This is a genomic window from Butyrivibrio sp. INlla21, from assembly GCF_900116875.1.
Taxonomy (GTDB): Bacteria; Bacillota; Clostridia; order Lachnospirales; family Lachnospiraceae; genus Butyrivibrio.
In genome coordinates this window covers 13,187-36,795 of the sequence record NZ_FPCC01000012.1, presented here as the reverse complement: position 1 = coordinate 36,795, position 23,609 = coordinate 13,187, and the positions used below count along the sequence as shown (strand labels likewise).

At 44.2% G+C, this 23,609-nt stretch carries 17 protein-coding genes; 13 read left to right on the top strand and 4 right to left on the bottom strand.

Annotated features, from left to right (window positions below; translation table 11 throughout):
• From BM377_RS08545 to nagA, 4 genes are all read left to right on the top strand, one after another.
• The gene (locus BM377_RS08545; protein WP_092246712.1) at positions 1–990 is read left to right on the top strand and encodes a LacI family DNA-binding transcriptional regulator; all 990 of its coding nucleotides are present in this window, start codon (positions 1–3) and stop codon (positions 988–990) included.
• Between the two features lie 135 nt (positions 991–1,125).
• The gene (locus BM377_RS08540; RefSeq protein WP_177223835.1) at positions 1,126–3,432 is read left to right on the top strand and encodes a glycogen/starch/alpha-glucan phosphorylase; all 2,307 of its coding nucleotides are present in this window, start codon (positions 1,126–1,128) and stop codon (positions 3,430–3,432) included.
• A gap of 202 nt (positions 3,433–3,634) precedes the next feature.
• Positions 3,635–4,357 (top strand): glucosamine-6-phosphate deaminase, encoded by a 723-nt coding sequence (gene nagB, locus BM377_RS08535; RefSeq protein WP_092246709.1) that lies wholly within the window; start codon positions 3,635–3,637, stop codon positions 4,355–4,357.
• Positions 4,358–4,360: 3 nt separating this feature from the next.
• A complete protein-coding gene (gene nagA, locus BM377_RS08530) occupies positions 4,361–5,491 on the top strand; it encodes an N-acetylglucosamine-6-phosphate deacetylase (RefSeq protein ID WP_092246706.1) in 1,131 nt (376 codons plus the stop codon).
• A 42-nt stretch (positions 5,492–5,533) separates the two neighbouring features.
• Here the strand turns inward: nagA and BM377_RS08525 are convergent, their stop codons facing one another.
• On the bottom strand, positions 5,534–6,136 hold the full coding sequence (locus BM377_RS08525) for a TetR/AcrR family transcriptional regulator (protein WP_092246703.1): 603 nt from the start codon (positions 6,134–6,136) through the stop codon (positions 5,534–5,536).
• Positions 6,137–6,304: 168 nt separating this feature from the next.
• On the opposite strand from BM377_RS08525, the gene BM377_RS08520 reads away from it, so the two are divergent.
• The 5 genes from BM377_RS08520 (at position 6,305) to BM377_RS08500 (ending at position 15,542) form a co-directional block, all read left to right on the top strand.
• Complete coding sequence (locus tag BM377_RS08520; protein ID WP_092246700.1) at positions 6,305–7,003, top strand: ABC transporter ATP-binding protein; 699 nt, start codon at positions 6,305–6,307, stop codon at positions 7,001–7,003.
• Between the two features lie 14 nt (positions 7,004–7,017).
• Positions 7,018–9,345 (top strand): ABC transporter permease, encoded by a 2,328-nt coding sequence (locus BM377_RS08515; RefSeq protein ID WP_092246697.1) that lies wholly within the window; start codon positions 7,018–7,020, stop codon positions 9,343–9,345.
• Positions 9,346–9,461: 116 nt separating this feature from the next.
• Positions 9,462–11,588 carry an efflux RND transporter permease subunit gene (locus BM377_RS08510; RefSeq protein WP_092246694.1) on the top strand — a complete coding sequence of 709 codons (2,127 nt, stop codon included), beginning with the start codon at positions 9,462–9,464 and terminating at the stop codon, positions 11,586–11,588.
• 21 nt (positions 11,589–11,609) lie between these two features.
• On the top strand, positions 11,610–14,402 hold the full coding sequence (locus tag BM377_RS08505; protein ID WP_092246690.1) for a hypothetical protein: 2,793 nt from the start codon (positions 11,610–11,612) through the stop codon (positions 14,400–14,402).
• 51 nt (positions 14,403–14,453) lie between these two features.
• Positions 14,454–15,542, top strand: a complete 1,089-nt coding sequence (locus BM377_RS08500; protein ID WP_092246688.1) for an SGNH/GDSL hydrolase family protein — start codon at positions 14,454–14,456, stop codon at positions 15,540–15,542.
• 16 nt (positions 15,543–15,558) lie between these two features.
• On the opposite strand, the gene BM377_RS08495 is transcribed toward BM377_RS08500, so the two are convergent.
• Both BM377_RS08495 and BM377_RS08490 read right to left on the bottom strand, forming a co-directional pair.
• On the bottom strand, positions 15,559–17,106 hold the full coding sequence (locus BM377_RS08495; protein WP_092246686.1) for an alpha-amylase family glycosyl hydrolase: 1,548 nt from the start codon (positions 17,104–17,106) through the stop codon (positions 15,559–15,561).
• 57 nt (positions 17,107–17,163) lie between these two features.
• Positions 17,164–18,192, bottom strand: coding sequence for a glycoside hydrolase family 5 protein (locus tag BM377_RS08490; RefSeq protein ID WP_092246683.1), 1,029 nt, complete (start codon positions 18,190–18,192; stop codon positions 17,164–17,166).
• Positions 18,193–18,403: 211 nt separating this feature from the next.
• Between BM377_RS08490 and BM377_RS08485 the strand changes: the two genes are divergently transcribed.
• Genes BM377_RS08485 through BM377_RS08470 form a run of 4 tightly spaced genes read left to right on the top strand, consistent with a single transcriptional unit; the run spans position 18,404 to position 22,403 of the window.
• Positions 18,404–19,543: an ABC transporter substrate-binding protein gene (locus BM377_RS08485; protein WP_092246680.1), complete on the top strand. Its 1,140-nt coding sequence runs from the start codon at positions 18,404–18,406 to the stop codon at positions 19,541–19,543.
• A 35-nt stretch (positions 19,544–19,578) separates the two neighbouring features.
• On the top strand, positions 19,579–20,592 hold the full coding sequence (locus BM377_RS08480) for a FecCD family ABC transporter permease (RefSeq protein ID WP_092246677.1): 1,014 nt from the start codon (positions 19,579–19,581) through the stop codon (positions 20,590–20,592).
• Between the two features lie 2 nt (positions 20,593–20,594).
• Positions 20,595–21,410 (top strand): ABC transporter ATP-binding protein, encoded by an 816-nt coding sequence (locus BM377_RS08475; RefSeq protein WP_092246674.1) that lies wholly within the window; start codon positions 20,595–20,597, stop codon positions 21,408–21,410.
• A 3-nt stretch (positions 21,411–21,413) separates the two neighbouring features.
• Entirely contained in the window at positions 21,414–22,403 is a 990-nt protein-coding gene (locus BM377_RS08470) for a hypothetical protein (protein ID WP_092246671.1), read from the top strand.
• Positions 22,404–22,466: 63 nt separating this feature from the next.
• Here the strand turns inward: BM377_RS08470 and BM377_RS08465 are convergent, their stop codons facing one another.
• On the bottom strand, positions 22,467–23,579 hold the full coding sequence (locus BM377_RS08465) for an ROK family transcriptional regulator (RefSeq protein ID WP_092246668.1): 1,113 nt from the start codon (positions 23,577–23,579) through the stop codon (positions 22,467–22,469).
• Positions 23,580–23,609 lie beyond the last annotated feature (30 nt).

Here is a 23,609-nt window from a genome sequence, read left to right as displayed (position 1 = left end):
ATGGTATCGATAAAAGACGTGGCCAAGGAGGCGGGAGTTGCTATTTCAACGGTCTCCAAGGTTTTAAACAACTATCCGAATGTAAGTGAAGCAACAAGGAAAAAAGTTAATGAAGTGGTGGACAGGCTCGGCTTTGTTCCCAACACCGTAGCTGCAACGCTTTCATCCAAGAAAGCCGGCAGAGTGGCGCTTCTTATACGACTCGGTCAGCGCAGTAATTCAAGAGATGAGATCAATATGCAGTATATTTCAGGTGCGGTGCACAAGGCAAAAGAGCTGCAGATGGATGTTATCACTGTTTTCATGTCCATGATAGAGGATATGACCGTTGCAGAAGTCACGAATTACTTTGTTTCACAGGGAATAAAGGGACTTATAATCTATGGCATGACGACCAAGGATAAGGCCCTTCATAAGCTCATTGAGAGTGGTAATTTCAAGATAGTTGTTGTTGATGCACCTATGGTAAATGAGACGACATCATCGGTCAGCGTCGATCAGGCAAAGGCTCAGTACGATATAGCCAAGAAGACAATCACAGAGAATAAGAGTAAGAAAGTTCTCTATATTTCCGGAGATGAGTACGGATACGTCACCGGAGAGAGACTTGAAGGGATCAAGAAGCTCTGCGATGAAAAGAAGCTTAAGCTTACCGTGAAAAACGGCAAGTTCTCCGAGCTTACGGCCAGAGAGATAACCATGAAATTTGCCAAGAACAATGACATAGTCGTATGCGCTTCCGACCTTATGGCTATAGGAGCCATGAAGGCACTTATAGATATGGATATATTCAGGCCGGTATGCGGTTTTGACGGCATCATGCTTATGGGCTACGTAGGAAAACAGATGAATACCGTAAAGCAGGACTTTGCGGATATTTCAGGGATTGCCCTTGAGGAACTGGCAGGGCTTATGAACGGAGAGAAAGGCCGCAAGATAGTGGCTTCTCATGAGTTTGTGCGAATGAAATATGAAGATATCATTTATTGAATAAGGATTTCTATTCAATGTAAATTTATAAAGTTGCACTTGCAGAAAACGTTTTCCTATGGTACAGTACCGATATAAGATTTTGGAAAACGTTTTCCGAAATCAATTTACCTGATTTAGAGAGGAGAAGAAAAAATGTCCAAGCACACGAACATGCAGCGCGACGTATTGGTTCTCAATCTTGAGGAGCAGCTTGACGGAATTGCAGGAGAATTATTTGGAAAAACACTTAAGGAGTGCACAGATAAAGAGACATACTATGTGCTTCTTGAGATGACTACGAGACTTATGGACGTTACTGAGCTTAGTAACGGCGAGAAGAAGATTTACTACATTTCAATGGAGTTCCTTATCGGTAAACTTCTTTCCAATAATCTTATAAATTTACGAGTATACGACAGGGTTAATGCCATCCTTGAAAAGAACGGCAAATCCCTTGCACAGATAGAGGAGTGCGAGCCCGAGCCTTCACTTGGAAACGGCGGACTTGGAAGACTTGCGGCATGCTTCCTTGATTCCATCGCTACACTCGGACTTTCCGGAGAGGGAATCGGACTTTGCTATCACTACGGACTTTTCAAGCAGGTATTTAAAGATCACCTTCAGAACGCGGAAAAGAATGACTGGATCGAGGATATGAGCTGGCTTGAGAAGACAGATACCACCTTCGAAGTTTCTTTTGGCAAGAAAAAGGTCGTATCAAGGCTCTACAATATGAACATCGCGGGCTACGATACAGGTGTTAACAAGCTTCGTCTTTTTGATATTGAGAGCATTGATGAGAGTCTTGTTAAGAAGGGCATCGATTTCGATAAGACCAAGATCGACAAGAATCTAACTCTTTTCCTCTATCCCGATGATTCGGATGAGGCCGGAAACTTACTTAGAATTTATCAGGAGTATTTCCTTGTTTCCAACGCGGCTCAGCTTATCTTAAGAGAGCAGAAGGAGCGTCAGTACGACCTTCATGAGCTTCACAATCATGCGGTTATTCAGATCAACGATACGCATCCTACAATGATAATCCCCGAGCTTATCAGGATTCTCGTTGAGGATAAGGCGTTTAACATTGACGAAGCGATAAGCGTTGTAAGTAAGACCTGCGCTTACACCAACCATACAATCCTTGCCGAGGCGCTCGAGACATGGCCTCTCGCATACATGGAGAAGGTTGTTCCTCAGCTCGTTCCGTATATAAAAGAGCTTGATAAGAGAGTTAAGGCTAAGCACAAGAACCCCAAGGTTCATATAATTGACAAGGATAAGAAGGTTCACATGGCCTTTATCGATATCCACTACGGCTTCTCTATCAACGGTGTTGCCGCTATTCATACTGATATCCTTAAGGACAGCGAGCTCAATGACTTCTACAAGATCTATCCCGAGAAGTTCAATAATAAGACCAATGGTATCACCTTCAGAAGGTGGCTTATGTCCTGCAACCATCCGCTTACCGATTTCCTTTCAAAGACGATCGGCGACGGCTTCAAGAAGGACGCGCTTAAGCTTGAAAAGCTCCTTGATCATATTGATGAACAGGAGGTTCTCGACGAGCTTGATGCCATCAAGAAGGGCAAGAAAAAAGAGCTTGCTGAGTATCTTAAGAAGCATGAAAATGTCGAGGTTGATCCCGATTCAATCTTCGATATTCAGGTAAAGAGACTTCATGAGTACAAGAGACAGCAGATGAATGCTCTTTATATTATTCATAAGTATCTTGAGATCAAGGGTGGCAAGAAGCCTACACGCCCCATTACATTCATCTTCGGCGCCAAGGCTGCACCTGCTTATGTTATAGCAAAAGACATCATTCACCTCATTCTTGTCCTTTCCGAGATCGTAAACAACGATCCCGATGTAAACAAGTACATGAAGGTTATCATGGTTGAGAACTACAACGTTACTTACGCAGAGAAGCTTATCCCTGCATGTGATGTTTCTGAGCAGATCTCACTTGCATCAAAGGAGGCTTCCGGAACAAGTAACATGAAGTTCATGCTTAACGGCGCGGTCACACTCGGAACCGATGACGGAGCCAACGTTGAGATCCATGAGCTTGTAGGAGATGACAATATCTACATTTTCGGAGTAAAGGCCGATGAAGTAATTAAGCATTACAAGAAAGCCGATTACGTATCAAAGGACTATTATAAAAAGAGCCCTGTGATAAAAGAGGCTGTGGATTTCATTGTAAGTAAGAAGTGTCTTGCGGTCGGTCACAAGGAGAACCTTGAAAGACTCTACAAAGAGCTCATAAACAAAGACTGGTTCATGACACTTTTGGATCTTGAGAGCTATATCAAGAAAAAGGATGAGATCTTTGCAGATTATGAGAACCGCGATAAGTGGAAGAAGATGATGCTTACAAATATCGCCAAGGCAGGCTACTTCTCATCTGACAGAACTATAAACGATTACAATAAAGACATTTGGCATTTATGATGCATTTGATCTAAGCGGGCTAAGCTCAAACTGGTAAAAGAGATCGCGGAAGAAGTTTGGGGCTGAGAATAATAATCAAAAATAACAAAGCCGTACAACAAAGCACAAGTTGTTGTATGGCTTTTGTTTTACCCCGGTGCTATTATATACACATAGTAGGTTAGTTTTATTGGGTAAAAAGTAATAAAAAGGGGTTATAGTTATGCAGATTTACGTTGAGAAAAACTACGATGCTGTCAGCAGAAGGGCAGCAAATCTTATTTCCGCGCAGGTTATCTTAAAGCCTGACAGCGTTCTCGGACTCGCAACGGGTTCATCACCTATCGGTACTTATAAGCAGCTTGTCGAGTGGTATAACAAGAACGATCTTGATTTTTCCAAGGTGCGTACTGTTAACCTTGATGAGTATGTCGGACTTCCCAAAGAGGATGAGCACAGCTATCACTATTTCATGAATGACAATCTCTTTTCCAAAGTTGATATCAAACCTGAAAATGTGCATCTTCCAAACGGAATGGCCAGAGACATCGAGATGGAGTGTAAGGACTACGACGACCTTATCGCTTTATTCGGAGGCGCGGATCTTCAGGTGCTCGGTCTTGGAAGAAACGGTCACATCGGATTTAACGAGCCCGACGATCATTTCTCAACGGGAACACATCTCGTAAATCTGACTCAGAGTACGATAGAAGCCAATTCAAGACTTTTTGACGATGAGTCAATGGTTCCGAGACAGGCTATCACAATGGGAATTAAGAGCATCATGTCCGCCAAGAAGATCGTACTTATCGTAAGCGGTTCAGACAAAGCGGACGCCCTTAATAAGTGCCTTAACGGAGTAATTACTCCCGAGGTTCCGGGTTCAATCTTACAGCTTCACAATGACCTTTATATCGTTGCAGACGAAGCAGCTATGGGGAGATAAAACATGATAATTAAGAATGCGGCAGTTTTTACCGAAGAAGGCTCTTTTGAATCAAAAGATATTTTTATAGACGGTACTAAGTTTGTGGAAAACGCAAGCGGAGAGAGTGTCGATGCTTCCGGATGTTATGCCATTCCCGGACTTGTTGATATTCATACTCACGGCTGTAACGGCGTTGATTTCAGTGATGGAGAACTCAGTACACTTGAGAAGATCCTCGACTATGAGGTCAGACAGGGTGTTACGACACTCACGCCGACGACAATGACTCTTTCTGAGGAAGATCTTACAAAGGTCATGAAGAACGCCGCATCCTATAAGAAGACTCAGGAAGACGGTAAAAGAGCATACTTCCAAGGAATCAACATGGAAGGACCTTTTATCTCTGAAAAAAAGTGCGGCGCGCAGAATACGAAATATATCAGAAAGCCTGATATAGACATGTTTAACAGACTCTTTGAGGTATCGGAAGGATGCATAATGCTCTGCGATATCGCTCCCGAAGAAGATACCCCTTCGATGGATTTTATCAATGAGATTTCCAAGAAGTGCAGGATTTCCATAGCGCACACCGATGCCGATTATGATATAGCAAAAAGAGCTATAGATGCGGGCGCAAGACATATGACACATCTTTATAATGCGATGGCACCGCTTCATCACAGGAATCCCGGCCCTATCGCGGCAGCAGCCGAGGACGGCGACGTTGTTGCGGAGCTTATCTGCGACGGAATCCATGTAGCGGCACCTATGGTAAGAGCAACATTTAAGCTCTTCGGAAAAGAGAGAGTGGCCCTTATCAGTGATTCTATGATGGCTACGGGACTTGCGGACGGAGAGTACGAGCTTGGTAAGCAGCCCGTTACCGTAAGAGGAAACGAAGCTAAGCTTCACGACGGCACTATAGCAGGCTCTGTTACCAACCTTATGGGATGTTTAAAACATGCTGTATTAAATGTGGGAATTCCGATTGAAGATGCGGTATATTCTGCAACCGTTACACCTGCAAAGGCGGTCAGATGCTATGAGTTTACGGGATCGTTCACGCCCGGTAAATTCGCAGATCTTGTACTTATCGATAAAAAGACATTCGAAGTAAAAGCCGTATTTGCAAGAGGAAATAAAATAATCTGATAATAAACGCCTGCTCTATATTGGTGATAGAGCAGGCGTATTTTAATTCTTAATATGTTGTCTGATAATGGCGCGAACGGTCTCTTCAAGATGCGGCTTAAGCTCATCAAGCGACACGGGATCGCTGTACATTATTGAGCTGTAGCCTGTTGAGCCGACAAGCTCGATTATAAGAAACAGCATAACTTCCGGATCGTTAAATTCATAGCCGGATTCATCAAGCATTTTTCTGTAGACGGCTTCAAAGTCTACTTCCGAGCTTGTAGCCGGTGAAGTCAGGGCTTTTTTAAATACAGCCCAGCTGAGGTCTTTGTAGATAAATGCAAGAAGTCCTTTGTTCTTGGCAAGCTCATCAAGAACGTAATCCATGATGAAAATAAGCCTGTCTTCAAATGCAGTCAGCTTTGCTTTTTGCAACGCTTCGTAAGCCTCCATAAAAAGGAGGCTTGATTTATGTGATATCAGTCTGTTCTTGATATCATATTTATCCTTGAAATACAGATAAAACGTTCCCTTCGCAACACCCGCTTTTTCTACGATATCGGAGATCGAGGTCTTGGTGATGCCTTTTGAAGTAAAGAGCTCGAAGGCGTTGTTGAGAAGGTTCTCCATTTTCAGTTTTTTATTCTGATCAGCTTTTCCCATAGTTATGCCTTTCAAAATGCATCTGTACCCTTATTTTACTACATTGCAAGGATAAAGGAGAAGTAAAAAATAATTCTTGCCATTCATGTTAGCAAGTGCTAACATATAATCCTAAACTATATGATATTAATTATCACTTTATCGGGTGTTAGTAGAAAGAGGTTTACTATGCAACTTGAATTACAAAATATCAAAAAGTCATACGGCGAGGGCGGAAGCCGTATAGAAGTACTTAAGGACATAAGCCTCGAAGTAGAGAAGGGAGAGTTTGTAGTTTTACTCGGACCCTCGGGATCCGGAAAGTCCACACTCCTTAATATCATAGGAGGAATAGACAACGCAGATTCCGGCAAGATCATCATAAGAGGCAAGAGCATGTCCGACATGAATGAGAAGGCTCTTACAAGCTACAGAAGGGAGCACCTCGGCTACATCTTCCAGATGTACAATCTCATTCCGAATCTCACGGTAAGAGAAAATATCGAGGTCGGAGCATACCTTTCCAAGAATCCGCTCGACATAGACGAACTCATAGAGGTACTCGGTCTGAAAGAACATCAAAATAAGATACCAAGCAAATTATCCGGAGGACAACAACAGCGCTGCGCTATCGGCAGAGCCATTGTGAAAAATCCGGATATTCTTTTGTGCGATGAACCTACGGGAGCGCTCGATTACAACACGTCAAAAGAGATCCTGACCCTTATAGAAGAAGTCAATCAAAAGTACGGGAATACCGTAATCATGGTCACTCATAACGACGCTATCAAAAACATGGCGGATTTCGTTGTAAAGCTAAGAGACGGTGTTATAAGAAAGAGCTACAGAAACGAAGAAAAACAAAAAGCGGCAGAGCTTGACTGGTAAAGGAGATAAAGATCATGAGAAATCCTTTAAACAAAAGGCTCCCGCGAGAGCTACTGGGAGATATAGGAAAATACATAGTTATCTTTTTGCTTCTTTTGTTGTCTATCGGATTTGTCTCGGGCTTTTTGGTTGCCGGCGAAAGTATGATCAAAGCTTATAATGAAAGCTTTGAAAAATACTCGATAGAAGACGGTAATTTCAGGACGGAGGACAGACTCAAAGATACGCAGAAAGAGCGAATAGAAAACGGCAAAGTTCCCGTAAAGATATATGAGAATTTTTACGTGGAAAAAGGATTTGATAACAACACTACATTTAGGATATTTGCAAACAGAGAAGAAGTAGACAGAGCGTGTGTCATGGAAGGGGAGCTTCCCTCAAATTCAAAAGAGATCGCGATAGACAGAATGTATGCCGACAACAATGGTTTAAATGTCGGAGATACGCTTACTTCTGAAGGCACAGAATATAAGATAACAGCACTCGTAGCTCTGTCCGATTACAGCGCACTTTTTTACAACAACAATGACATGATGTTTGATGCATCCGCATTCGGTGTCGCCGTGGTGACAAAAGAGCAGTTTTCTGAATATGCCGAGCGAGACCTTCGCTATAACTATGCGTGGATCTATGACAAGAAACCTTTGGACGATATCGAGGAAAAAGAGATGTCGGACGACCTCATGGAACTTATTGCAAAGAAGGTCGAGCTTGAAAATTTTGTTCCGGGATTCCTTAATCAGTCGATCACATTTACGGGTGAGGATCTTGGAAGCGACAAGGCGATGGTTGAAGTTCTTTTATACATAATGATTATCATTATTGCTTTTGTCTTTGGCATCACGATCAACAATACGATCCACAAAGAAGCTTGCGTTATCGGAACGCTCCGTGCTTCGGGATATACCAAGAGCGAGCTTATAAGACACTATATGGCAATGCCTCTTATAGTGACCGTGATCGCTGCTGTACTTGGAAACATCATGGGATATACGTTCTTTAAAGACGTTTGCGTATCCATGTACTATAACAGCTATTCGCTGCCCACATACGTGACTGTCTGGAGCGCGGAAGCATTCCTTAAGACTACGCTTGTACCTTTTGCAATCATGGTGATCGTTACCTATCTAATATTAAGAAGGAAACTGCGGATAAGTCCTCTTAAGCTTATTCGAAGAGATCTTTCGGGCGGAAGGCAAAAGGATGCGATCAGATTAAATAATAAGATCAGATTTTTTGATCGTTTCAGACTTCGAATACTCATACAAAACAAGAGCAGTTACATCATTTTGTTCATGGGACTTTTGTTTGCGAACATGCTTCTTTTCTTCGGAATGATGCTGCCTCCGCTTATCATTCACTATCAGGGTATCGTCACGCAGTCGATGCTTGCAAAGCACACATATTTAATAGAGATTCCGGCCGGTGTTGTCGATACGGATGATGAGCTTTCAGCGGCTTTTTCCTATGTCTTTTTACAAAGCAAGATCACATCAAACAATCCCGATGCCGAAAAGTTCTCGGCTTACGGACTTAAGACGATAGGAGATGACGGCGCCAGAGTCGAGGATGTCACGCTCTATGGAATAAAAGAAGACAGCAGATATATAAATGCGAAATTTGACGACAAGACGGTCCTTATTTCCTCAGCATACGCCGATAAATACGGACTTAAAAAAGACGATGTCATAACGCTTAAAGAGCCGTATGAGGATAAGTACTACGGCTTTAAGGTGACGGGAATTTATGACTACGACGGCGGAATAGTCGTGTTCATGAGTCAGAAGCATCTTAATGAGCTTATGGGCTTTGATGAAGAGATGTTCTCGGGTTACTTCTCCGACAGCGAGATAACGGACATAGACACCAAGTACATCGGAACGACGATCGATGAGGAGTCTCTTACAAGAGTCACCAGGCAGCTTATGATCTCGATGGGCGACCTTATGTACATGGTTGATGCGTTCTCGGTCATCCTTTTCGTTGTGCTTATTTATCTTTTGTCCAAGCTCATTATAGAGAGAAACGTTCAGTCAATCTCAATGGTCAAGATACTTGGTTACAGGAAAAAAGAGATCGCGCTTTTATATATTTTACCGACTGCAATAGTTGTTGTGGTTTCGCTCCTGTTGTCTTACCCAATCCTGTCATATGTGATGGTTGAGATATTCAGGGTGATGCTAAAGCAGATGATGAGCGGCTGGATGGTTATCTGGCTTGACCCGAGCGTATACGTAAAGATGTTCCTTATGGGCTTTATAACATATGTTGTCGTGGCGATCATCGAATACAGAAAGATCGGCAAGATACCTATGAGTGAAGCGCTTAAGAACGTTGAATAAACTGCAAATTTTACATATTGATAAAAATCCTCAGTTAAATTATTGACCAATGGTCAGAAAAGTGATATACCATATTTAGAAAATGACTATCGGTCATAAATTTAGGAGGAACGAAAATGAAAAAGCTGTCAAAGGTAATCGTAAAACTTCGATATATCATACTGATACTGGCTTTTGCGCTTCTTGTTCCTTCCGCGATCGGCTATTTTAACACGAGAGTCAACTACGATATCCTCACATATCTTCCCAAGGATATCGAGACCATGAAAGGACAGGACATTCTTCTTGATCAGTTCGGCACAGGCTCTTTTGTGTTATATGTCGCCGAAGGCATGGAAGAAAAAGATGTCGCGAAATTAAAATCCAATATAGAAAACGTGGATCACGTTGCCAAGGTTCTTTGGTACGACTCGGTCATGGACCTGTCCGTGCCGATGACAATGCTTCCGAAAGACGTATACGATGCGTTTAATTCGGGCGATGCAACGATGATGTTTGTGATTTTCGATGAGGGAACTTCTGCGGATGCGACGATGGACGCCATTGAAGATATCCGCAAGGTTTCAAACAAGCAGTGCTTCATGAGCGGTATGAGCGCGATAGTTACCGACACCAAGAATCTTGCGATGGCGGAGACTCCGATATATGTCGGTATCGCGGTTCTTTTGGCGGTTATAGTTCTTTCGCTTACGATGGACTCCTATCTTATCCCGCTGTTCTTCTTGCTCAGCATAGGAATGGCGATAGTTTACAACATGGGAACCAATGTATTTAAAGGCGAGATATCTTTTATCACGCAGTCACTGAGCGCGGTATTGCAGCTCGGGGTAACGCTTGATTATTCGATCTTCCTATGGCACAGCTACGAGGAAGAGCTTGAGAAGACCGGTAATAAAGATAAAAAAGAAGCCATGGCCAATGCGATAACGGCGACTTTCCAGTCCGTTATAGGAAGCTCGATAACAACGGTTGCAGGCTTCGTGGCGCTTTGCTTTATGAGCTTTACGCTTGGACTTGACCTCGGCGTGGTAATGGCCAAGGGCGTAGTATTCGGAGTTATCGGATGCGTTACGATTCTTCCGAGTATGATACTTGTTTTTGACAAGGTTATCGAAAAGACAAGACATAAGCCTCTGATGCCTGAATTTACAAGGCTTCCCAAGGCAATAGCTAAGTTTTATCCTGTGTTTTTTGCTGTTTTTCTTGCATTGTTGGTACCTGCAATTTACGGAAACGAGCATGCGAATGTTTACTACGATCTTACGCAGACGCTTCCCGATAAGCTTGAGAGCGTTCAGGGTGCGAATGAGGTAGATGCAAAGTTCGATATGAACTCGGCCTACATGCTTTTAATAGATAAGAACCTGGATGAGGCTTCGACTCAGCAGATGATAAAAGAGCTTAAGAACACCGACGGCATTCTTACTGTACTCGGCGCCGATACGGTGCTCGGACCTTCGATTCCGAGAGAATTTATTCCGGAAGATCTTTTATCCGACCTTGAGAGTGACGACTGGAAGCTGATTCTTTTGACAACAGATTATAAGATCGCTTCCGACGAGATCAACGATCAGATAGCGAAGGTCGACAAGATAGTAAAAAGCTACGATCCTAAAGCGATGGTAGTCGGAGAGGCTCCGTGCACCAAGGATCTTATAAATATAACGGCGCACGATTTTAAGGTGGTAAATGCCGTTTCGATAGGACTTGTTTTCCTTATCATCGCGTGTGTACTTAAATCGGTCTCACTTCCGTTTATACTCGTTGCGGTCATCGAGTTTGCGATATTCGTAAACATGGGTCTTCCGTATTACACAGGGACGACGATACCTTTCATATCATCGGTTGTAATAGGAACCATACAGCTCGGAGCGACGGTTGATTACGCGATACTTATGACGACGAGATATCTTTCCGAGAGAAAGAACGGACATGACAAAAAAGAGGCGACGCTTATATCTCTTTCAACCGGTATGAAGTCGGTAATTGTAAGTGCACTCAGCTTTTTTGCTGCGACCTTCGGTGTCGGAATTATCTCGAGCATCGATATGATCGGCTCTCTTTGTAACCTTATGGCGAGGGGCGCGATCGTAAGTATGTTTACCGTATTACTTGTACTTCCTGCCATGTACATGATATTTGACAGGCTTATCATAAAGACCACGTTCGGAATGAAGGGCGTGGATGTCCCCAAAGGACATATTCATGAGTTTATACACAATCATATGCACAGGATTGCTTAAGTGCGTTGGAGAGGTGATATTATGATCAGAAAAAATCTTATTAAATCATTATCTGTTGTAATGGCTGCGATGCTTGCGATAATGACTGTAGCTTGCGGGGCAAATACTACGGAAGACGCGAGTGTGGCCGTAGAAGAAACTGCCGGGGAAAAAGAGCTTGAGGATAGCATAATAAAGAGTACGGCGGGCGCATCGGATGAAGCCGGAAAGGTAGAGACTGTGTACGTTACGGCGGATGCTAACGGAGCGGTTGATGAGGTTATAGTCAGCGAGTGGCTTAAGAATGCAGATGCTTCGGATACTCTTTCAGATACAACAACTCTTCAGAACATTGTTAATGTAAAGGGCGATGAGAGCTACACGGACAATGGCGACGGAACACTTACATGGAATGCCAAGGGTTCAGACATTTACTATCAGGGTACCACGGCAAAAGAGCTTCCGGTCAAGATGAAGGTTTCATACAAGCTCGACGGAAAAGATATTTCTCCCGAGGAACTCGCAGGAAAGAGCGGAAAGGTAACCATCCGCTTTGACTATGAGAATAATGATAAACAGACGGTTGATGTGGACGGAAAAGAGATTGAGGTTTACACACCTTTTGCGATGATATCAGGAATGACGCTTGATCCCGATAAGTTCAGTGAGGTTGAAGTATCCAACGGAAAAGTTATTTCGGAGGGCGGCAATATAATTGTTCTTGGTATTGCACTTCCCGGACTTAAGGACAGTCTTGATGTCGATGAGGATAAATGGGATGAGCTCAATGAGGACGGAGATCTTGACAGTAAACTTGCAAATTATTTTGAAGTAACTGCAAACACTACGGATTTTGAGCTTGGAATGACAATCACTATGGCAAGCTCCGATGTGCTTTCCGACTTTGGTATTACTGATATAACAGAATCCGACAAGATCAATGATCTTAAAGATGACATGGGAGAATTAAACGATGCATCCGATAAGCTTGTGGATGCCAACAAGGAACTTAAAGACGGAACAGGCGAGTTAAAAGACGGAGTGGGAGAACTCTACGACGGAACTAGCGAGCTTAAAGACGGAACGCTTGATTTCTACAACGGAATCGTTGCTTATACCGACGCTACAAGTAAGATAAACGAAGGCGCTTCGGCACTTGCAGACGGAGCAAGCCAGGCACATGACGGAACTCACAAGATGAAAAAAGCTATGGATGAAGCTAAGCTTGTTGAGAATGCCAACAAACTTGCTGACGGTTCAAAACAGGTAAGCGACGGCGTTGCCACGGTGGCCAAGATGGCTGAGAGTCTTTCCGGTCTTAGCGATTCGGTAAAAGAGTTAAATGATCAAAAAGCAGCATTTGAAGCTACGGCTGCTTGGCTTAAGAACGGAGGAGATTGTTCTCCTGCGATCGTAGCCTGCATGTACAAGCTTACAAACGGTGGTATTGATTCCGCTGCCAAAGCAGTCGCTTGGAGAAATGCTCATTTAAATGCAGTTGTTGAGTTAACTAAATTGGGTGGATATACAGTGACCGCTACACCTGTACCTAGCGGAGATGAAGCTCCCGAAAGAGATGTAACTGAGGGAGAGCTTACCAGAGACGGATCCGGAGACAATAACGGAGACAGCAACAATGGCAACGGCAGCGGATACAACGGCGGAAATTCGGGCTCCGGAAGTGAAGGCTCGGGCAGTGATACCGGAAGCGGAAATGCCGGAAGCGGCGACAGTAACGGAAATGGCGGTGCCGGCGCGGGAAGCAGTGATACCGGTAGCGGAAACTCCGGAAGCGGTGATGGCGGTAACAGCGGCAGCAACGCCGGAGCAGGAAATAACGGTAGCGGAAACTCAGGCGGCGATAACGGCGGAAGTGGTTCAGGCAGCGGCGCGGCCGGTGGAAGCAGTAATGGCTCCGGAAGTGGAAGCAACGGCGATAACGGTGGCAGCAGCGCCGGAGCAGGAAATGCCGGTGGTGCAGGAGACAACGCAGGCGCAGAAAACGGTGATAACGTCACTTTGAATCCAAATGGATCACAGCAGCCTGCAGGAGACGGAATGACAGCTGAAGAGAAGGCAGCGATGCTTGCAGGAAGCCAGCTGACAGTTAATGCGAATAATCTTCAGCAGGGAGCGGGACTTGGAGCAATGCTCTATAGTGTGAGCCCTGTTGACGGATCTATCAGCTATGATCAGGGTGAGATAGCAGGCTATGTGCAGGCTGCAAATGAGTACTACAGCATAATAGGTGCAGCTCAGGGTATGGCAAATGCACTTGGAGCCGTTATACAGACAATGTCTTCAGCAACGGGAGGAAGCACAGGAATGACCCCCGAAGCGGCAAAGCAGTTACAGCAGCTTGTTCTCGGTGCACAGCAGGTAGCAGAAGGAAACAAGGCTCTTGCAGGCGGACTTTCAGAGCTTTACGACGGAACAAGTCAGCTTGATGAAGGCCTTGGAAAGCTCAGCGACGGAGCTAAACAGCTCTCTGACGGAACGGGCACACTTGTATCCAACAACGAAGCTCTCGTAGACGGTGCTTATAAGCTCAATGACGGAACGCATCAGCTAGGCGACGGAGTTAAAGAGTTATATGACGGAGTCATAGAGCTAGACGACGGTGTGCAGGAGCTTGTAGACGGCGTGATCAAATTCGACGAAGAAGGAATAGACAAGCTCTATGAAGTATTTGACGGAGATCTGACCGAGTTTACCGATAAGCTTACAGCAATACAGAAAGCAGGTTCTGAATACAAAACATTCGGCGGAGCTGCGGACGACATAGACAGCAGCGTGAAGTTCATCATCAGAACCGACGGAATAAAAGAAGCTTGATTGCCATTGCTCACGCCCGGCGGTACAATTGACTATATCTAAAAGAAGGATATGGAGGTTGAACTGGAAATAATTATGAAACCGGGTATATTGGCAAAAGAGAAGAAATTACAAGTTTACGGACGATCTCCTATAGGAGAAGATATCACACTTTTCCTTAGCGGAAGCGGAGTTAGATTCGTAACGGATGCAACAGATGTATGGATCGAGCTTGAGGCTGCATTTGACAGGCTTGATCTGTGGATTGAAGTATTTGTAAATGATGAGCTGTCACAGAGAAGATCGCTTGAAAAAGGCATCAATAGGATTCATCTGTGGGGCGGCGGAGAGCTTAGAAAGAACAGAGAATTCAAGATACTCAGGACTACTCAGGGGTACTTTGAAGACACCGTATCATATATCAAGATTAAAGATATAGAGGCAAACGGTGAATTCGCAGAGGTAAAAGAGAAAGCTCTTTTCCTTGAATTTATCGGCGACAGCATAACCTCCGGTGAAGGCGCAGCGCTTACAAAAGAAGAAGACTGGGTTCCGGCGGTGTTTAGCTGTTCCAATGATTATGCATATCTTACGGCAAAAGAGCTTAATGCTGATTACAACGTGGTATCACAGAGCGGATTTGGGCTCTACGCTGCATGGAACGGAGATCGTACGCTTGTTATACCGCCGCACTATGAGAAGGTTGCGGGAACTCTCGGCGGAGCTGAGAATGCGGCAGCAGGCGCTCAGGATGACTGGGATTTTGGAAAAAGAAAAGTCGACGCCGTTATACTTAATCTCGGAACCAACGATCAGTTTGGACTTAAAAACTTGGAAAGCAAAAAAGAACAAGAAAAATTCTTGCAAGATTTCAAAGTGACAGCAGTTGATTTCCTTAAAAAGATAAGAAAGAATAACCCGGATGCTTATGTTTTGTGGGCATATGGAATGATGGGTGCAGATATAAAGGATACAATAGAAGCAGCAGTCAATGAATACAGCATGGCAGCAGGTGATGAAAAAGTATCTCTTTTCATTCTTCCGCTTTGCACAGCCGATGAGCTTGGAATGAGAGATCATCCCACACTCAAAGGCCATATTAAAGCAGCAAAGGCTCTTTCCGAAGAACTTCGAGGAGTACTGTCTAGTTCCGGCGATTGAATGTGAGAGCGGAACTTTAACTAAATACCGCAAATGACTGCGGCGCAATGGTAATCTTACCGTTGTCGCAGCTTGCTATTCCTATTGTATAAACAGGATTGCCCGCCACATTTGCTTTTGCGGATATATCGGCGCAGCATTCCTTGCCTGAAGGATTGATAGCAATTACAAGATTTCCTCTTCTGTAAACGAAGGGGAAATTTTCTTTTTCCGCATAAATAACTTCAAAGGATGCATCGGCGTTAAGATCAGTGTACTCGTGCTTCAGAGCGGTAAGTCTCTTTACTTCGTTAAGCAGTGACGAAGGATCTTTTTCCTGAGTTTCTACTGTAGGTGCATCGGGTGAACTGTCTACAGGGAGATAGAACTTGTCCTTGGGAGCCGATGAGAAGCCGCGGCTTTCGGAATTGTCCCACTGCATGGGAGTTCTTGAACCTGTTCTGTGGTATCCGCCTTCCTTGGTACGAATATTGAGATAACGCATTCCGATCTCGTCTCCGTAGTAGATAAAAGGTACTCCGGGAAGAGTCAGGAACATTGCATATGCAAGCTTGAGCTCTTCATTTGAAAGAGTTCTTGCAGGCCTGGGAGTATCGTGGTTGCATGTGATAAAGCTGATAAATCCTTGGTCTTTTGTTCTTTCATATCTCGGAAGATAGTCATCTAAAAAGCGCATGATGTCGCCGCCACTGTCTTTTTTGAGAAAGCTGTGGTCGCCACCTTCGGTCTCGTAGTCGCGGATAAGCGTGTTGTAGCCGTTACCCCAGTGATCGAGATAGAAGTCTGCGTGGAAACCGTATTGAAGAGATTGGCCGGCATCACACCACTCTGAAACAAGAGCTGCTTCCGGATAATCTTTATCCATCATTTCTTTTATGTTGAGCCATATTTTTCCGGTGGCCGACTTGTTTTCGTCATCTTCTTTTACAAGAGAATCCGCCATGTCGACTCTGAAACCGTCGCAGCCTTTATCAAGCCAGAAACGCATAATATCCTTCATTGCTTCTCGGGTGGCGATACATGCCGGATCGTCGGGAGCCTTCTGCCAGCTTTCTGTGCGATTAAGAAAGCCGTAGTTAAGTGCGGGCTGGGATTTGAAGAAGTTGAGCATATAGCAGCCGTCTCTGTCGGCTTCGCCTCCGATATAAGGGTGTCCGCCGATTCCGCAGAATGCACCGTTGGTCCAAACGTATCTGTCTGAGAATTCGTTTCTGTCTATTTCGCAGCTCTTTTTAAACCACTCGTGCTCTTCGGAAGTATGTCCGGGAACAAGATCGAGCAGGATCTTAATGTCAAGCTTGTGAGCTTCATTAAAGAGCTTTACAAGATCGTCGTTTGTTCCGTATCTCGGAGCGACCTTTTTGTAATCTCTGACATCGTAGCCTGCATCTTTAAAAGGAGAATCATAGCAAGGGTTGATCCAGACGGCGTTGCAGCCAAGGCTTTTAATATAGCCCAGCTTTTCGATAATGCCCCTGATATCTCCGATTCCGTCGGAATTGGTATCATTAAAGGATTGAGGATATATTTCGTAAAAAACAGCGTCTTTTAACCAGTTTGGCATTGTAACCTCCTAAGATAAAAATCCGGCCCTTTGATAAAAAGAGCCGGAAGATTATTATTACATGATTTTGGTTATTTCTCCGATAACGCCCTTCATGCGCTCGTCGGAAAGACCGAAGTCCATTTCCTTGTAGCTCCATGCGGCGCGGCCTATGCCGTACTTATCGAAGGTTTTGCAGATTACCTTGTACCACTTGAGAGCATCTTCTGGAGTTGCTCTGTCGATGACTCCGTACTCGCCGCAGTAGAGCATTACGTTTCGCTCTTCGGCAACCTTAACCGCTTCTGCGAGATATCTGTCAAAGAACTCCGGACCGAACATCGCATCTCTGTCAAAGGCTGACATATCACCGGTTATATGATCCAAGTGTTTATTATTGTTTTCAATGTACTCACCGTAGGTTGAGTCAAAAGGCATTCTGAACTCGGTGTCCATCTCTTTTATCCAAGGGGCTCCCTGGTGCGTAAAGATGAGGGGCTCATAGCAGTGGAAGTTATATACGATGTTGTCATCGTAAGGCTCCGCAAGGTCTTTTAACGCCTCGATACTGTTGTTGTAATAGCCTCCTACGAGAATCTTGATATTAGGAGAGATCTTTCTGATCCTTGTGATGCATTCTCTCGAAACATCGTTCCAGATCTCACAATATTCTTTTTTGGTAACTTCGTTGAGAAGCTCGAATGCGAGCATGTTATCATTCTTGCCGAATCTTATCGCAAACTGCTCCCACAATTTATAAAAGCGATCCTGATACTCTTTTTTCTCAAAGAATCCGAGCTCGCCTTCGCCGCTGTCAAAGCTGTAACCGAAGGTCTTATGGAGATCGAGTACCATATTGAGTTTATTCTTTTTACACCACTCGATCGCTTTCTGAATATATGCAAAACCGTCCTCTTTGTAGTTGCCCTGAGCATCTTCAACAAGGTCGTAGTCAACGGGAACTCTGATGTGATCCATTCCCCAGCTCTTTATAACTTCTATATCGCTCTCGGTGATAAAGAAGTCATATCTTTCCTTGGTGCGATCGCACTGTGAAAGCCATCCGCCAAGGTTAACTCCGTGCATATACCCCTTTAGTTTTTTCATATTTGCTCCGTTCCGCCGCAGGATAAAAATGCGGCAAATGTTTTTCCTTTTTCCCCTTAGATAAGTTTAAAGTTTTTTTGGTGCTACTTCAAGTGAAAAAGAATAATAGAAGCAGAGCGGAAAGAACGACGTAAGCGTTGAAGAAATGCGCTAAAAAAGGTATATTTGTTTAGGACAATATGAATTATTACATTATAAAAGGAGAAAAATTATGAAAAAGAAAGTTTTAGCTGTGATCATGATCGCAGCCATGGCTGTGTCTGTACTTGCGGGATGTACAAGCAAATATACCGTTACACCCAAAACGCCGGAGAAAGAGCCTCAAATAACAGAAGTTCAGCCCGGAAGCGGCGAGAGTGCAGATGAAGCAAATGCATCAGGGAAGCCTGCTACCGACAGAAGCGGCAACGCGGTTACTATTCCCGATGAGATCAATGCGATAGTTTCGATGGCACCTTCGACAACGCAGATTCTTATAGATCTCGGTCTTGCCGATAAGATCATAGCTTGCGATACATATTCGGCAGCGAGCTACGGAGATTCTCTTGCAAAAGACATTCCTCAGTTCGATATGATGACTCCCGACCAGGAGCAGATCATCGCGCTTGGAGCTGACGTTGTTTTCACAACCGGAATGAGTGCAAGCCACGGTGAAGACGTTTTTGCTTCGGTAAAAGAAGCTGGCGTATGTGTTTGCGATACTCCAAGCAGCGCAAGCCTTGAAGATATCCAAAAGGACATCGAGTTTTTCGGCGCGGTTGTCGGAAAGAGCGAAGAGGCTGCCAAGATCAATGAAGAGATGAGCGCTTCTATCGATGAGATAAAAAAGATTGCGGCTACAATTCCGGAAGAAGAGAAAAAGACGGTTCTTTTTGAACTTTTTACTCCTTCGGGTGATACACCTACAATCTACACTGCAGGTTCAAACACATATATAAACGAGATGCTTGAGATTGTCGGTGCCGTTAATGTTGCGGGAAAAGAAGCTGAGCAGTGGCCTGCTCTTACCGAGGAAGCTGCAGTCGCTATGGACCCTCAGGTTATCCTTACTGCTGACATGTACACAGATGATGTTATCAATGTGCTTCTTACAATGAAGGGCTGGGAGAACGTTTCTGCAATTAAAGACAAGGCAGTTTATCAGATCGACAACGATACCGTTAACCGCCCCAATCAGCATGTTATCAGCGCTATGATTGAAATGGGAAAAGACATTTATCCCGATTATTATAAAGATGTTGTAGATCCTTTTGCGGGGGACAAGGCAGACGCTGCAAGCGATGCAAGCACGGTGGATGCTGCAAGCGATGCGTCATCTGAAGAAGATGCAGAGGAGAAACCTGCGGCTTGATCAGCCGATTGCACTTATTAATGAACGGGTGATTTATGAGAAAAAAGATTGCTGCGGTCGTTGTTCTTTCGTTTGCGATACTCTTTCTTTGCATAGGAATAGGAAGCGTATTCGTATCTCCGTTGGAAGGACTGCAAATCGTAATGAATAAAATATTTTCCGTTTCGCTTCCCGAGAGCGTGACTCCGACAAATGTCTCAATCTTTTGGGATATTCGTATGCCGAGAGCGCTTACGGCATTTCTTGTCGGCGCGGCTCTCTCTGTGAGCGGTGCGATCATGCAGGCTCTTTTGCAGAATCCGCTTGCGTCGTCTTATACGATGGGTGTGTCCGCAGGAGCCTCTCTTGGCGCGGCTTTTGTTATCATAACGGGAATAACCGGAACGATATTCGGAATGTTCCTTCTTCCCGTGTGCGGCTTTGCGTCAGGTCTTTTGACTGTGCTTCTTGTACTTGCGTTCTCGCTTAAGATAGACAGGAACATGCACAACCATACGATAATCCTGTTCGGAATGGTATTTTCTCTTTTTGTAAATGCGATCCTCACTCTTGTAAGTACGCTTAACGGCGAACATATGCAAAGGCTTGTTCTGTGGCAGCTCGGAACCTTCTCGGGACGCAGATGGATTCATGTGCTGATCCTTTTAATCTGCCTCGTGCTTGGAATGATCGGAACGGCTTTGTATCACAGAGAACTCGATATCATGAGCTTTGGACAGGAACAGGCGATGAGCATGGGCGTTGATGTCGGTAAGTCCAAGATCGCATTGCTTCTTTTATCATCTTTTTTGACCGGAGCGGCCGTGTGCTTTTCGGGAATCATCGGTTTTGTGGACCTCACGGTTCCGCATATAGTAAGAAGGATTTTCGGGGCAAAGCATGCACTTGTCATACCGATGTCGCTGCTTCTCGGAGGTGCATTTATGGCACTTTCGGATATGGTCGCACGAACTCTCTTGGCGCCCAGGGAAATCCCTGTCGGCGCGGTTACGGCACTTGTCGGAGCACCCTTCTTTGTTTGGGTTTATTTTCACGATAGGAAACAGTAATTATGGAACAGAAGATATTTGAATGCAGTGAGCTTTCCTGCGGATACGGCAGGAGACCTTCGGACAATTCCATAATCAAAAAGATCGGCTTTGATATAAACGAGGGCGAAAGTATAGCAATTCTCGGCCCCAACGGCTGCGGTAAGACGACGCTTCTTAGAGCGCTCGGCGGAATTATTCCATACGAAGGCAGCGCTTGCATAGAAGGGCGCGAGATCCGCGATATGAAGAGAAAAGAGCTGGCGTCTTACGTTTCGTCAATGACGCAGCTTTCGGGCGTGTATTTTTCATATACCGTAAAAGAGACTGTGATGCAGGGAAGGTATCTGTACTGCAAAAATATCTTCGGAACGTATGATAAAAGAGATATCGAAGTTGTCGATGAATGTCTTGCAAGCACAGGGCTTGAGAAGTTAGCGGACAAGCAGATAGGTGAACTTTCGGGAGGACAGCTTCAGAGAGTTTTCCTTGCAAGAACACTTGCGCAGGAGACACCGATACTTCTTCTCGATGAGCCCACCAATCACCTTGATCTTAAATACCAGGCGGAGCTACTCGATTTTCTAAACGTTTGGAAAGAAAAAGAGACCGTGATGTCTGACGGAAGACGTGTTCGCAACACCTTGATCGGAGTATATCATGATATCAATATGGCACTTATGGTTGCGGAGAAATTTCTTTTGATCAAAGACGGGGAAATATTGTGTTTTGGGGATAAAAAAGAGGCCCTTTCGGGAGAAAATCTAAAGACCTTATATGGACTCGACGTAGAGTATTATATGAGTGAAAGAGCAAAACTATGGAGGAAAGAGGAATAGAATATGAAAAAACGAAATATTTTTGGCCTTTTATTTGGGCTTACGTTTATGCTTACGGCATGTAACGGTGAGACTGAGATAAACAATACTGCCGCGGTTGACAATTCTGTAGCAGAGAATACTGCGGAGAATGCATCCGGTGCAGCAAGCAGTATTTTTGTTGAAGACAGTGCTTCCAATGCGTCGACTGAAGAAAAAGCGGAAGCTAAAGATATTCAATACGATCGTACATATCTGGAAAACGTGGACGGAGAATATGTCTACAAGCTTACGGATAAGAGCATTATTGAAAAGTATGATGAACTTTACGCGGATGCATTTGCGGATGTTGTAAAAACTCAAGAGGAAGAAGCTGCTTGGCTTGATCAGAGTGTTTATTCGGATCAAACTGTGGCTACAAGCAATCTTTTATATCAGGATACTAATGAGAGTCGGATGATAGAAACCGGATCAAGCTTTGAAATGGACTATGGTTTTGATCTTCTAAACGTGGGATATACATATGTGGACCTGAACAGTGACGGTGTTTATGAGCTGATATTCGGTGTGCTTCATGATAAATATCAGGATAATGAACCGCAGCTAGTCTTTGAACGTGCCTACGCTTTGGTAGACGGTAAGCCGAAAAAAATCTGTGAGGGCGGAAGCAGGAGTAATTACTGGCTTGGAAATGATGGATACATTTATTATTATGGTAGCAGCGGAGCTGTCTATAGCGGAGTTTGGAGAATACATATAGATAATGTTTCTGCACCGAGCACATATGATGGTGAGTTGGGAGCTAATCAAAGCAAATTTGTAGAAGATGAGTTTTTGGGTTGCTGGGGTAATTTGGTACATATAACCGAACCAATCACAGATATAGATGAATTGGCTTTTTTACCTGAATATCAGATATCCGAAGATGAGTTCAATGCATTATCTCAAGAATGGGAAAGCAGACAAGTTAAGATAGAATGGATTCCTTTTGGTGAATACCAAAAAAAGCATTAATGTAGCGGAAAAGCCCGAGCACTTTTTATAAGTGCCCGGGCTTTTTATTGTGATCATGGTAGTTTAAATTGTCTTTATAAACTGTGAGATAAAGTACAGGGCTGCGCCTGCTGCGATGTTCTCGCGTTTGTAGGAGCAGAGCTTGATGAAATCGGCGTTTGTATCAAAGGTGCTGATCTTGAGAGCTCTTTTCTTTATCTCGTCAAGATAGGGCTCAAGATAAGCTCCGACGTAACCGCCGAGGATAATGTCACAGTCCAATATCGCGCGGACATTGACTACGGTCTGTGCTGTGTAATCCAAGTACTGTTGCCACTCATCCAATATCTTTTCATCTGTGGTGGTCTCAAGGTCCTTGAAGTATCCCTCGAGATCGTCCTGTGAAAGATTGGTTGCCGCAAGATAAGGATCTACGCATCCGTTCTGTCCGCAGTAACACTTTCTTCCGTGAGGAACGAGGGTTATATGGCCGACCTCTGCTGAACGGAAGTTGTCTCCCGAGTAGACCTGACCGTTGATTATCATGGCACCGCCGACGTTGTTACTTAGCATTATATAAAATGCATTCACCATGTCTTTGTTGATCCATTTTTCCGCAAAGCAAGAGGCTTTCGCGTCATTGAACATAACTATGTCCATGTCTATGTATTTGCGGAACATATCGTAGATGTCTTCTCTGATATCCATGATACCGCTGTAAAATACTGTCTTGTTATCTGATTGAACAAGAGCGGGGATACCGATTCCGACTCCCAAAATCTTTTTGTTGTCGATCTTGCTATCCTTGATGAATTTCTTAAGGAGATTGGCTACTTCCTTGAAGTATGAATCCTTGTATTCAAAAATCAGATAGTTACGGCTAAAAGAGATTATGTTGCCGTTAAGGTCGACTACAACGCAAGAGACGTGGTGTTTGGTTATATCAAGTCCCAGTGCGACTTTGGCGTCGGCACAGAGTGAATATGTTGTAGCTCTTCTTCCACCGGTCTGACCTCTTGATCCACTGACCGATATCAGTCCGAGTTCCGACAGATAATCAATGTTCTTGTTTACTGTCGGGAGGGTTAAATTCAGCGCAGAAGCCAGATCTTGCTTGGTTGCTTCCGGATGGTCTAAAAAATAGGAATAGATATTAGATGTGTTGAATTTCCTTAAGTTAAAATCAAAACTTTCCATTTTTATAATCGTCCAATCTGGTTGTGTGTG